The organism is Pectobacterium carotovorum (assembly GCF_900129615.1).
Lineage (GTDB): Bacteria > Pseudomonadota > Gammaproteobacteria > Enterobacterales > Enterobacteriaceae > Pectobacterium > Pectobacterium carotovorum.
Window position 1 is genome coordinate 193,392 of the sequence record NZ_FQWI01000004.1, and the last position, 12,675, is coordinate 206,066.

Annotated in this window: 12 protein-coding genes; 8 read left to right on the top strand and 4 right to left on the bottom strand. The window is 54.4% G+C overall.

Features of this window, described 5'->3' with window-relative positions; all coding sequences use genetic code 11:
* Positions 1 to 20: 20 nt before the first annotated feature.
* Positions 21 to 899: a metal ABC transporter substrate-binding protein gene (locus BUB06_RS10535; protein ID WP_010300362.1), complete on the top strand. Its 879-nt coding sequence runs from the start codon at positions 21 to 23 to the stop codon at positions 897 to 899.
* Positions 900 to 1,005: 106 nt separating this feature from the next.
* Positions 1,006 to 1,476 carry a lipocalin-like domain-containing protein gene (locus tag BUB06_RS10540; RefSeq protein WP_010300365.1) on the top strand — a complete coding sequence of 157 codons (471 nt, stop codon included), beginning with the start codon at positions 1,006 to 1,008 and terminating at the stop codon, positions 1,474 to 1,476.
* Positions 1,477 to 1,502: 26 nt separating this feature from the next.
* On the opposite strand, the gene BUB06_RS10545 is transcribed toward BUB06_RS10540, so the two are convergent.
* From BUB06_RS10545 to dtnK, 3 genes are all read right to left on the bottom strand, one after another.
* On the bottom strand, positions 1,503 to 2,318 hold the full coding sequence (locus tag BUB06_RS10545) for a DeoR/GlpR family DNA-binding transcription regulator (protein ID WP_010300367.1): 816 nt from the start codon (positions 2,316 to 2,318) through the stop codon (positions 1,503 to 1,505).
* 143 nt (positions 2,319 to 2,461) lie between these two features.
* Positions 2,462 to 3,442 (bottom strand): D-threonate 4-phosphate dehydrogenase, encoded by a 981-nt coding sequence (locus tag BUB06_RS10550; RefSeq protein ID WP_039470125.1) that lies wholly within the window; start codon positions 3,440 to 3,442, stop codon positions 2,462 to 2,464.
* Complete coding sequence (dtnK, locus tag BUB06_RS10555) at positions 3,435 to 4,763, bottom strand: D-threonate kinase (protein WP_039470124.1); 1,329 nt, start codon at positions 4,761 to 4,763, stop codon at positions 3,435 to 3,437. Before dtnK ends, BUB06_RS10550 begins: the two co-directional genes overlap by 8 nt.
* Positions 4,764 to 4,999: 236 nt before the next feature.
* Between dtnK and BUB06_RS10560 the strand changes: the two genes are divergently transcribed.
* The 6 genes from BUB06_RS10560 to BUB06_RS10585 all read left to right on the top strand — a co-directional run bounded on the left by BUB06_RS10560 (position 5,000) and on the right by BUB06_RS10585 (position 11,127).
* Entirely contained in the window at positions 5,000 to 6,136 is a 1,137-nt protein-coding gene (locus BUB06_RS10560; RefSeq protein ID WP_039470122.1) for an iron-containing alcohol dehydrogenase, read from the top strand.
* Positions 6,137 to 6,204: 68 nt separating this feature from the next.
* The gene (locus tag BUB06_RS10565) at positions 6,205 to 7,089 is read left to right on the top strand and encodes a dihydrodipicolinate synthase family protein (RefSeq protein ID WP_039470120.1); all 885 of its coding nucleotides are present in this window, start codon (positions 6,205 to 6,207) and stop codon (positions 7,087 to 7,089) included.
* A 38-nt stretch (positions 7,090 to 7,127) separates the two neighbouring features.
* Positions 7,128 to 8,543: a sodium:solute symporter family protein gene (locus BUB06_RS10570; protein ID WP_039470119.1), complete on the top strand. Its 1,416-nt coding sequence runs from the start codon at positions 7,128 to 7,130 to the stop codon at positions 8,541 to 8,543.
* Positions 8,544 to 8,546: 3 nt separating this feature from the next.
* A complete protein-coding gene (locus BUB06_RS10575; RefSeq protein WP_039470117.1) occupies positions 8,547 to 9,734 on the top strand; it encodes a sialidase family protein in 1,188 nt (395 codons plus the stop codon).
* A 188-nt stretch (positions 9,735 to 9,922) separates the two neighbouring features.
* A complete protein-coding gene (locus BUB06_RS10580) occupies positions 9,923 to 10,393 on the top strand; it encodes a NanQ anomerase/TabA/YiaL family protein (RefSeq protein ID WP_039470115.1) in 471 nt (156 codons plus the stop codon).
* Positions 10,394 to 10,437: 44 nt separating this feature from the next.
* The gene (locus BUB06_RS10585; protein ID WP_039470113.1) at positions 10,438 to 11,127 is read left to right on the top strand and encodes an SDR family NAD(P)-dependent oxidoreductase; all 690 of its coding nucleotides are present in this window, start codon (positions 10,438 to 10,440) and stop codon (positions 11,125 to 11,127) included.
* A gap of 45 nt (positions 11,128 to 11,172) precedes the next feature.
* Here the strand turns inward: BUB06_RS10585 and BUB06_RS10590 are convergent, their stop codons facing one another.
* Entirely contained in the window at positions 11,173 to 12,363 is a 1,191-nt protein-coding gene (locus BUB06_RS10590) for a LacI family DNA-binding transcriptional regulator (protein ID WP_039470111.1), read from the bottom strand.
* Between the last annotated feature and the right edge of the window lie 312 nt (positions 12,364 to 12,675).

The window sequence follows — 12,675 nt, forward strand, 5'->3', positions numbered from 1 at the left end:
CAACTGTCTGTGAGGGAAAAATGAAACGTTCACTGTTAGCTATTGCGTTATCCGGCCTGCTGCTTAGCCCACTGGCGATGGCAAAGAACCTTGATGTTGTCGCCAGCTTTTCCGTACTTGGCGATATGGTCAGCCACATCGGCGGCGATCGCGTTACCGTGACCGATCTGGTGAAGCCCAATGGCGATCCGCATGAGTTTGAACCATCTCCGAAAGACAGCAAAACGCTGGCTAACGCCGATCTGGTTTTCGTTAACGGGCTGGGGCTGGAAGGGTGGATCGATCGACTGGTCACCGCCTCCGGCTACCGTGGTGAGGTCATCACAGCATCAAACGGAATTGAAACACGCTCGATGGTGGAAGACGGAAAAACCGAAACCGATCCGCATGCCTGGAACAGCATGAGCAACGGCGTGGTCTACGCGCATAACATCGTCAATGCGTTGGTTAAAGCCGATCCAACGAATGCCGATTACTATCGTCAGCAGGGTGACACCTACATCAAACAGCTACAGGGACTGGATAGTTACGCGAAGAAGACGTTCGCCGCCATCCCGCCAGAAAAACGTAAAGTGCTGACCAGCCATGATGCGTTCGGCTATTTCGGCCAGGCCTACGGCGTGACGTTCCTGTCGCCAGTGGGCTACTCTACCGAGTCGGAAGCCAGCAGCAAAAAAGTGGCCTCGCTGATTAAGCAAATCAAACAAGAGAAGGTGAAAAGCTACTTCATCGAAAACCAGACCGATGGACGTCTGGTGAAGCAAATCGCGACGGCCAGCGGCGCGCAGCCCGGTGGTGAACTGTACCCGGAAGCGCTGACCGATGCATCCGGCCCCGCGTCAACCTACACGGCCGCGTTTAAGCACAACGTCGATACCCTCGCCGCCAGTATGAAGTAAACCCCATTCCTGCCAGTGTTACATCACTGGCAGGAACCCTCTCTCTGCCCGCCGTCTGGAAAAAATTCACTACACTTAAGAAACACCATCTTTTATGGGAGTGCTTATGACATCGCAATCTTTCAACAGCAACGGGTTAAGCCAGAAACTTCGCGGGCTATGGTTTCTGGAATCCTTCATTGATGTACTGGATGACGGCAACGTGGTTTACATGATGGGAGAAGGAGCGACGGGCTATATCCACTATACCGACGATAACTGGATGACGGTGCAAATCATGGGCAGCGACAGACAGCCCTACGATACGGGCATCATGACCGGCGGCTCGGATCAACAGCTGATACAGGCTGCTGCCACCTACTTCGCCTATGCAGGCCGTTATGAAACCAATGACGCAGCGCAGACCGTTACGCACTATCTGGATTATTGCCTCATTCCAAACTGGATTGGCTCCAGCCAACTGCGCTATGCGCAGTTCAGTGAAAACGACACGCGTCTCTCTTTGACAACGGATCCGATGACGTTCAACGGCGTGGTTCATAAACCCGAACTCAACTGGCGGCGGCAGTCGGCCTGACACAACGCGTCAGGCACAAACCCCGCTTACACCAGCGTCAGATTGAACGTTTTGCCTTTCAGCTCCGTTTGCGCCTCGGGTGCTAACGCGCTATCGGTGATGATATCGGTGAGTTCCGACAGGGGCGTGACGCAGAACAACGAATACGCACCGTATTTACTGCTGTCGGCCAGCAATATCCGGCGGCTGGCATTCGCACCGAGATCTTGTTTTATGCCCGCTTTCTCTTCCGTCGGCGTGGTAACGCCTTTGTCCAGACTCCACGAGTTGCAGCTGATAAACGCGATATCGGGGTAAATGCTGCGTAACAGACGGCGGCCATGTTCGCCGATGCAGGACTGACTGCTGTCATCAATACGTCCACCGATAATCGTCACTTCGATCTGCTTGAACTCAGACAAAAACAGCGCAATTTGCAAATCGGCGGTAATCACACGCAGCGGCAAATGCGTCAGGTTTCGCGCCAGCTCCAGCATGGTCGTTCCCGCATCCAGCACCACCGCGCTGCCCGGTTTAACCAGCGTCGCGGCATAGCGGGCTATCGCCTGCTTCTCCTGAAGGCTACGATGTAATTTCTCATTCGTGGTCGGCTGGGAAGGAATAAAACGATTGAGCGTCACGCCGCCATGACTGCGGCTAATCACGCCCTGCTCATCCAGTTTGATCAAATCACGACGAATCGTCGCTGGGGAAGCGTCGATCACGGACACCAATTCATCTACCGTCACCAGATTATGGCTTTTCAGGTAATCCATAATCTGATCAAGACGGCTCTGCCCTTTTACTTTATCCCCGCTCATGCGGAAAGCATCAGTTAATGTAGGATCCACGGCGATATCCATCTTGCTGTTGTCGAGTTATTTTACATTGTTGGTTCTTGATTGCAGGATACCAGAAACCTTCCCGAACGCGGGAAGGAAGATATCCTGCAATGTGCACTGTAGCTTAAAAAACCGTGCTATCAACCGTGATGGGTTACTGCCAATCAGGCCAGTTGCATGGCGAGCTGGATAGAGATCGCCATACTTTCTGACTTCGCTTTCCCTGTCCAGGCAATATCAAACGCCGTACCGTGGTCAGCAGAGGTGCGGATGAACGGCAATCCGGCAGTGATATTTACCCCATCATAGAAGCCCAGCAGCTTAAGCGGAATGTGGCCCTGATCGTGATACATCGCCACTACCATGTCGTACTGGCCTTCATACGCCTGCAAATAGACGGTATCCGGCGGGCATGGGCCATAGACATCAATGCCTTTAGCTTTCATGGCTTCAACCGATGGCGACACGATGGTGATCTCTTCATCACCAAACAGGCCATTCTCGCCCGCATGCGGGTTAACCCCGGCAACGGCGATACGCGGGTGAGTAAAACCAACGCGCTTGAGGAAGACATCCGCCATCTCGATCACCGTTTCCACGCGATCGCGGTTCAGCGTATCCAGGAATTTACGCAGCGCGATGTGCGTTGAAACATGGATCACCTTCAACTTATCGGTATACAGCACCATCGCATAGTCGCGGCTGTTGGTCAGCTTCGCCAGCAGTTCGGTATGGCCCGGATAGAGGTGGCCTGCCGAGTGCAGCGCTTCTTTATTCAGCGGCGCGGTGGCAATCGCATGGACTTCACCCGCCATCGCCAGCGCGGTCGCTTTCTTGATGCAGCGGTAAGCTAAATCGCCCGCCTGCGCCTGAACAACGCCAGGCTTCAGCGCCTGAGGATCTTCCAGCGGCTCATCAATCATGTTGATGACGCCCGGTGCGAAGACCGCGTCAGCCGGTTTATCAATAATTTTCAGCTCTACGGCTGGCACGATATTCAGCGCCAGAATACGTCGCATCGTCTGTACGCAGCCCACCACCACGGCGGATGCGCCGGAAAGCTCGCCTTCGGCCAGCGATTTGATAATAATTTCCGGTCCAATCCCTGCCGGATCACCCATCGTTACCGCAATAATTTTACTCACTGACCTTCTCCTCAATAAAACGTAAAACGTCGAGCAAAGTAGTTTCGTTGCCAAAACCCCCCGCTTTAGTCATCACAGGGGTCGTGCCGACAACGCTGTTCAGCAGGTATCCCCAGGGCACACAGGATGCGATTTGCCCCTTAATCTGAAAGCCAGTCGCGTCCAGTGCGGTTGCCACGGCAATCGCAATGTCACCACCGGATAAATACAGCCCACCCGGCAGACGCCGGTTAGCTCTGTCCGCCGTCAGGCTGTCTAGCGCCTGAACAATATTGCGCGTAAGTTCCCCCAGATAGTGGCTGATCGTTTCGCCAAGCTGCTGTCGGCTAAGCCCAAGCTGCTGGCACCGCGCGTCAATCTCGAAGCGCTGATTTTCGTTATGACAGGTACGAATAATGCAGTGATTACCGTTCATCAGCGCCTTCACCGCGTCCTGACACTGAGATGCCATGACGGTGGACGAGTCGGGTGAAAAGAGTGCGTTGATATCAATCTCAACCAGCGTGACATCACTGCGCAGTCTGACGGCCGCAATCTGTTTTTGAGCAATATCGCTCATCGACCCGACGACAGCCAGCAGCGGCCTTTCGGTCTTACGCGTAAAATTCTGCGTATTCGCCAGCGCTTCGCTCAGGCCTGCCGAACCGACCAGCAAGGGGCGAAATGGCAACGTTCTGGCGGCGTGAACGATATGTGTCAGATCGTCCTGCTCGTCGGTATCAAGAATAATCAGACGTACGCCATCGTCCGCCAGTTGCTGCAAACGGTCGGCTAAATTGTCCTGACGGACGTCATCAAGGTGTATTTCCGCCACGGCTAAAGCGGTTTGCTCTGCCAGACGCGCAGCGATAGAAGCAGAAGCCACCGGTGTTTTCGGGTCGCTGGCAAATTCCGTTTCGGTAAGCAGGCGACCATTCACCCAGACTTCACCTTTGCGGGTCACGCGCCCCAGCGTCGGGGACGCGGCAACAATCAGCGCGACGGGCACGCCTGCCGCAGACAGCGCAGCAGCCACTTCCGCCCCCAGATTTCCACGCAGCGTCGAGTCAATTTTCTTAATAATCCAGCCTTGTCCGCCGGCTGCCTGCCAGGCTGTAACCGCTTCTGCGGTACGTTGAGACGCCACGTCATCACGCGCCGCACGGCTATCGGTGTTGATCACCACCGCATCGCCCAGTAAATCCGCATGCAGTTTATTAACGTCAAATACGACGCTAACCCGCGCGCCATGCTGCGCCAGACCGACGCCCGCATCATTGGCACCCGTAAAGTCATCAGCGACTACTAATACCTGTTCTGCTGATTGCTGCACGTTTGACATACCTCATCCCCGGTTCATGATTACCTGATAATGATTATATTGAATCACATTTGATTATATGTGAGCAATATCAAATTATTTAAAAGGAATTTCACCTATAAATTATCACCACGATGTGGCAAATGGCGTTTCTGCGTGATGAGAACCACGCTATTTGACTGAAAGTAATCACCATCGCAACCATTATCATCATAGCGATAACGCTCTGGCGAAAGAGAAAAGGCAAGGTAATAAGCATGAACATCAATAGCACTATCCTCAGCGGTTACCGGGTACTTCAGGACATTAGTCACCTGTTGGCAGGGAAACAGCACGTTTTATTTGTCACCGACAAAAACATCGTCGGGCTGCCTGACGTTCAGGCGCTGATCGCACAAGTTAAGCAAGCCGTTCCGCAGGTTCTGTTGGTTGATAATGTTCCTGCCGAGCCAAGCCAGCACGACGTCGCCCAGATACTGAGCCAGCTCAATCAAATCCAAACCGATCTGGTCATCGGCGTAGGCGGTGGCAGCGTACTGGACGTTGCCAAACTGCTTTCCGTGCTGTGCGCGGGCGATGACGCCGTCACGCTGGATAGCCTGTTGGCAGGAGAGAAACCGACTCGCCGCACGACATCACTGTTGATCCCGACCACAGCAGGAACCGGCTCAGAAGCCACGCCGAATGCCATTCTGGCGATCCCGGAAAAAGAGACCAAAGTCGGCATTATTACGCCGGTGATGCTGCCGGATTACGTTGCGCTGGTGCCGGAGCTGACCATCAGCATGCCGTCGCATATCGCCGCTTCAACGGGTATCGATGCACTCTGCCACCTGATCGAGTGCTTCACTTCGACGATCGCCAACCCAGTGAGCGACAACTACGCGCTGATTGGCCTGAAAAAGCTGTTTGCCAACCTCGAAACCTCCGTGCGCGAGCCGAGCAATATGGAAGCCAAACTGAACATGCTGTGGGCGTCCTATTACGGTGGTGCTGCTATTGCCCACTCCGGTACGCATCTGGTTCACGCCATGTCTTACCCGCTGGGCGGCAAGTACCACATCCCGCACGGCGTGGCGAACGCCATCCTGCTCGCCCCTTGCATGCATTTCGTGCAGGACGCCGCACAGGACAAATTCGCACAGGCGTATGACCTGCTGCCGGATGCCGATCTGACGCTCAGTACGGCGGAAAAAGCGCAGGCGCTGGTGACCTACTTCAGCGAATTGGTTAAACGACTCAATCTGCCTAACACCTTACAGCAACTCGGTGTGGAAAAAGACCACCTGCCGTACCTGGTTGATGCCGCGTTACAGGTTCAGCGCCTGATGAAAAACGTGCCGACACAGGTCAGCGCCGACGATGTCCGTGAGGTTTATCTGACCCTGTTTTAAAGCGCGCGAGTTTAGGTAGAACGCTTTTAAATTTTCATCTTTTTGATTACGTGTCACGAGGAAGAACAATGAGTAAAAATATTACCGGCGTCCTGACCGCCATCGTCACGCCGTTTGATAACCAGGGCGAATTTAACCCCGCTGCCATGCGTCTTCAGGTTCAGCGCCAGATGCGCTATGGCAACGGTATTTTCTGTAACGGCACCAACGGTGAGTTTTTCGTTCTGCACACCGATGAGAAAGTCGCCGTCACGGAAACCTGCGTTGATGAAGTTGCCGGAAAAGTGCCGGTTGTCGGCCACATCGGTGAAATCTCCACGCGGGAAACCATCAAGCTCGGCAAGCGCATCGCCGCGCTGGGTGTCGATGCCGTTTCGGTCATCACCCCGTATTTCATCCCACTCAAACAGGAAGAACTGATCGCCCACTACACCGCCGTCGCCGATGCGCTGACTGTGCCGGTGTTTCTCTACAACATTCCTGCACGCACGGGGAATACGCTGGCACCGGAAACCGTCCGCACGCTGGCGGATCACCCGAACATCATCGGCATCAAAGACAGCGCAGGCAGCTATGAAAGCCTGAGCGGCTATGTGCAAGCGGTGAAAGGTGTACAGGGTTTTAACGTATTGAATGGCCCAGACTCGCTCATTCACCAGGGCTTTGTTGACGGCTGCTCCGCCTGTATTTCCGGGCTGGCTAACGTGGCTCCGGAACCGATCAGCCAGATTTGGCACCGCTTCAACGCGGGTGACATCGAAGGCTCTCGTCAGGCACAAGAACAGGTTGCCGAATTGCGTAAGACACTGTACGCCATCGCGTTCTCACCGGCTGTGGTGAAAAAAGCGCTGGCAATCATGGGCGAAGATGTCGGCGTCAGCCGCTATCCGATCCAGTTTTCCGCACAGGATGAAGACAACATCCGCAACATACTTAGTCAATTCTCGCAGTAACAGAGAAATATCAATTTCCACTTATAGGCCGAGAAGATATGAACCATTTTAACTTAACTGACACCCTCATAATCGTTGGGATGATTGTGTTTTATATCGCATTCACCTCATGGTTAACCTACAAGCTCCGCAGTAAATCGAACACCGAATTCATGGAAGGCTCACGCGCGCTGCCGGCGTTTATCGTCGGTATCCTGCTGATGACCGAGTTCATCGGTGCCAAATCCACCATCGGTACGGCGCAGTCCGCCTTTGAGAACGGCTTTGCCGCATCCTGGTCAGTCATTGGTGCCGCCATCGGTTTCCCGCTGTTTGGTATGATTCTGGTGAAGAAGATTTATAACACCGGGAAAATCACCATCTCCGGCGCGATTGCCGAGAAATACGGCACCAGCACCAAGAACATCATTTCGATCATCATGATCTATGCACTGTTGCTGGTTAACGTGGGCAACTACGTCAGCGGCGCAGCAGCGATTGCCACCGTGTTGAAAGTCTCCCTGCCTGTCGCTGCGTTGATCACCGCTGTCGTCAGTACCTTCTACTACTATTTCGGTGGCTTGAAAGGAACGGCCTACATCACGCTGATCCACAGCGCCGTGAAATACGCTGGCGTGATGATCATTCTGTTCGTGGCATTGAAAATGACCGGCGGCTTCAAGCCAATGATCGAACAAATGCCGGATTACTACTGGACGTGGGACGGTAAACTCGGTGCCAGCACCATCTTCGCCTGGCTGATCGGGACCATCGGTTCTATCTTCTGTACGCAGTTCGTGATTCAGGCCATTTCATCAACGAAAGATGCCACCAGCGCCAAACGTGCCACTTGGGTTGCCTTCTTCTTCTGTATGCCGATTGCGCTTGCTATCGCGGTCATCGGTGTCGCGGCGAAATTTGCTCACCCTGAAATCAACAGTCTGTACGCCATGCCTGTCTTCCTGCAAGACATGAACCCGTGGCTCGCCGGTCTGGTCACCACGTCACTGGTCGCGTCTATCTTCATCAGCGTGAGTATGGTGGCACTGGCTATCGTTTCCCTGCTGATTAAGGACTTCTACGTTCCTTACTGGAAACCGACGCCAGAAAAAGAGATGAAAATGACCCGAATCCTGTCGCTTGTCGTAGGTTTCGCGCCGCTCGTCTTCGTTCTGTTCGTTCCTGAAATCCTGAAGCTGTCGTTCTTTACCCGTGCTATTCGTCTGTCGATTTCTGTGGTAGCGGTGATTGCGTTCTATCTGCCGTTTTTCAACAGCGCACGCGGCGCAAACGCCAGCCTGATCTCAGCCTGCGTGGTCACCTCCATTTGGTATATTCTCGGCAACCCATACGGCATCGATAACATGTACGTCGCGTTGGTTACCCCAGCTATCGTCATGTTGATCGATCGCATGATTCCGAACAAAGCGAACAAAATCAAAATCTCTCCAACTGAAAATAAATCAGGAGCCTGAGTCATGAGTAGCGAAACCATTACTGTGGAACGTAGCGGAAAAGTTCATCACGCAGAAGGCGATGCCGCGCGTCTGGATGCCTACATTCCATCGGAATGCCCGCAGAATCATGCGGCCAACCTGCTCCATCTGCCGAACGGCGATGTACTGTGCGTCTGGTTTGGCGGCACACAAGAAGGGATTGCGGATATCTCTATCTACATGTCCCGTCTGGTGAAAGGCAGCGATAGCTGGAGTAAAGCCGTTAGGTTGTCTGAAGATGCTACGCGCTCCGAGCAGAATCCGGTTCTGTTCCTCGCGCCGGACAACGTGCTGTGGCTGCTGTACACCGCGCAGAAATCCGGTAATCAGGACACCGCGATTGTGCGCTACCGTCAGTCTACGGATTTCGGTGCCACCTGGGGCGAGATCGGCACGCTGCTCGATCAGCCGGGTACCTTCATCCGCCAGCCCATCACCGTGCTGGAAAATGGTGACTGGCTGCTGCCGGTGTTCTACTGCCGCGTTCAGCCGGGTGAGAAATGGGTCGGCAACGATGATGACAGCGCCGTGAAAATTTCCAGCGATCAGGGGAAAACCTGGCAGGAATACCCGGTGCCAAACAGCACGGGCTGCGTGCATATGAACATCACCCCGCTGAAGGACAGCACGCTGCTAGCGCTGTACCGCAGCCGCTGGGCGGACTTCATCTACCAAAGTCGTTCAACGGACGGCGGTAAAACCTGGTCAGATCCCGTGGCAACCGATTTGCCGAACAACAACTCGTCCATTCAGGTGACGACGCTGGAGAATGGCCATCTGGCGCTGGTGTTCAACCACATGAGCGCCGCCGATGCCACCGAGCGCCGTCTGTCGCTGTACGATGAAATCGAGGATGAAGAAGACAAAGCCAGCGATGCCAAAATGCCGGAAGTACAAGCCGGTGGTCGTAGCGCCTTCTGGGGTGCCCCGCGCGCGCCGATGACGCTCGCCATTTCGGAAGACGGCGGTAAGAGCTGGCCGTGGCAGCGCAATATCGAAGTGGGCGACGGTTATTGCATGACCAATAACTCCACGGAGAAGCTGAACCGCGAGTTCTCTTACCCCAGCGTCAAGCAAGCGCAGGACGGTAAGCTGCACGTCGCGTTCACCTACTTCCGGCAGGCGATCAAGCACGTCGTGGTGAGCGAGGAGTGGGTCAAAGCGAACTAAACCGCGCGGCTTTTTTTCTCTTTATCAGCGGGGCCTCTCCCCCGCTATACCCTAAATAATTCGAGTTTCAGGAAGGCGGCAAGCGAGGGAATCCCGATGAGCTTACACAAGTAAGTGATTCGGGTGACCGAATGAAGCCAACGCACATGCAACTTGAAGTATGACGGGTATATACCCGGGACACGATTATGATTGCAGGAAACCTAAACGCCCTCAAACTCGCCACGTTACCCGATACGCTGTGGACCATTCTGTCCGCACCGGGCATGTCGTTAGCTGAGCTGAATGCGCTGCCCGAAGGCCGTTATCAGCCGGAAGGCGCCGAATGGTTCTACAACATCGGCACCGTGAACACCGCACCGCGCGCCACGCGACACACCGAATTTCACAGCAACTACCTTGATATTCAACTGATTCTGGAAGGCGAGGAGATTATCGGTTACGGTCTGAATGATGTGCATGGTCAGCCCGCGACTGAACGTAAGCCGGATCTCTATATTTTGGATAATCCTCAGGTGCCGCATCAGATCCACCTGCGGGCAGGCGACTTCGTCACCTTCTATCCAGGTGAAGCTCATCAGGCGCTGTGTGCGATTAACGACAGCCCAGCCCCGGTCAAAAAAGCCGTGTTTAAAATCCCCGTTACGTTGTTGCAATAAGAACGGTTGTATCAGAACGGTTGAATATTAAGGAGACGTATTTCATGTCAGCGACAGCCCCTAAACACGCCCTGATTACCGGTAGCAGCTCAGGGATCGGTGCCGCCATCACACAAAAATTACTGGCGGAAGGCTGGCGGGTAACCGGCCTGTCACGCAAGCCGGGTGACTATTCACATCCAAATTTTACCCACCGCGCGGTGGATATCATGGATACGCCCGCGCTGACGGCCATTCTGGACGAGATAGCACAGGTTGATGCCGTCATCCATGCCGCTGGCATTATGAAGGCGGCCCCGCTCGGCCAGCTTTCGCTCGAAGACGGTGAAACGCTGTGGCGATTGCATATCAACGCGGCACAGGTACTGGCCGATCGTCTGGTCGATAAGCTGCCGCAAGGTGGAAGAATTGTGCTACTGGGCAGCCGCACGTCCAGCGGTTCAGCAGGACGCAGCCAGTACGTCACGACAAAATCCGCGATGATCGGCATGGCAAGAAGCTGGGCAGCAGAACTGGCTCCACGCGGCATTACAGTAAACATCGTCGCGCCGGGCGCAACAGAAACTCCGATGCTGACCATGCCGGGTCGCCAAAGCTCTCCGCCGAAGCTGCCGCCAATTGGACGCTTCATCCAGCCACAGGAAGTGGCCGATCTGGTGGGTTACCTGCTTTCCCCGTCTGCTGCGGCCATTACCGGCCAGCAGTTGGTGATGTGCGGCGGTGCCTCGCTGTAATTCATCACGATGTCCTTGCCAAACCGACCGCGCAGGCCGGTTTAGTTAGCTGCTGGCGCGGGGTTCAAAGATAAATTTCACCTTTTCCAGCACGGGCGGGTGATCGTCGTTTTCCATCATGGCGAGCACCAGACGCCCAACCTCCGCACCCAGCTTTTCATAGTCAAGCCGCATCGCGGTTAGCGCTGGGAACGTGTGCTCACATTGTTCGGAACCATCGAGACAGGCAATCGCCAGATCGTAAGGGACTTTCATCAGTCGGCGCTGGCATTCAAAGAGCGCGCCCAGTGCAATTTCCTCATGGCTACAGATAATCGCATCCAGCTCCGGCTGGTTTTGCAGCAGTTCCGTCATAGCGTAACGGCCAAATTGCAGGCTGGGTGCTTCTGGGATCGTAATTTTCAAATCCGCATTGTGATAGTGCGCCAGCATGGCTTTATTCCAGCCGTTCAACTGCTGTTTTTGCAAACGGTTATCCGTATGAGCGCCAATATAAGCCACGTGACGATACCCCTTTTCCAGCAGCGACATCGTCAGTTGTTCCGCCGCTTCGGCAAGGGCGATATCAATATTGATATTTGCACTCAGCGCATCAGCGCCGGAAACGTTCACCGTAATGACGTTACTGGCCTGGATGATGTCCTGAGTTCGCTGTGAGAGTTGGGCACTGAACAGCACCAGCGCCGCAGGCCGTTGCTGCAAGAGTTTTTCGACCATTCCCGCTTCGGTGTGCTGGCGATATTCATGGCAGCCCATGATTAACGGAATGTTGTGTTTGCCCACCGCCTGTTGCAGCGCCTGCACAAAACGCACGCTGGCGCGATCTTGCTGAAAAGGATAAAGCACCGCGATAGCGGGCTGATAGGCTGATGCCAGTGCGCCTGCGGCCTGATTCGGTACATAGCCCAGCGTTTTTATCGCGTCATTGATTTTCTTCTGCGTGGCATCAGAAACCAGTCCGGGCTCCCGCAACGCGCGGGACACCGTCATGGCGCCAACACCGGCATGGTTCGCGATGTCCTGTAGCGTCACGCGATGGGTGCTCTCGGTAAGCTGGCTGGCTTCTTGATTGGGTTCATAGCCTAATGCTCTGGCGGCCAGTTCCACTTTGCTGCGTAACTTTTCAGAGACCAGATCGGGTTTGCGCATCACACGCGATACCGTCATCGTCCCTACGCCCGCGTAGTCGGCGACATCCTGTAGCGTAACCTTACCGGTACTGCGACGCTTACGCATGCTCACTTCCTCTCCATTCGTCATTTTTCTCATCGCACGGTCGCGATAACAGCCTGTTACGTCATTGCCTTCAGGCTAGCGTGAAGGGGTAAGCAACGTGCGAACACCCTGATTTCTACTGCGCCATTCACGCCGTGTCATCGCCGTTCATAGTGTGCCTGTGACAACACGGGGGAACAAATAATGGCCCCGCTTGTGCTAAGCAGGTCACAGTTAATGATAGTCATATCAGTTAGCGCTATCTTTTTAGATGCTAATCACATTATTTTCGACGCTGGCACACTATCCTGCGTTCAGAATGATACAGAGGTG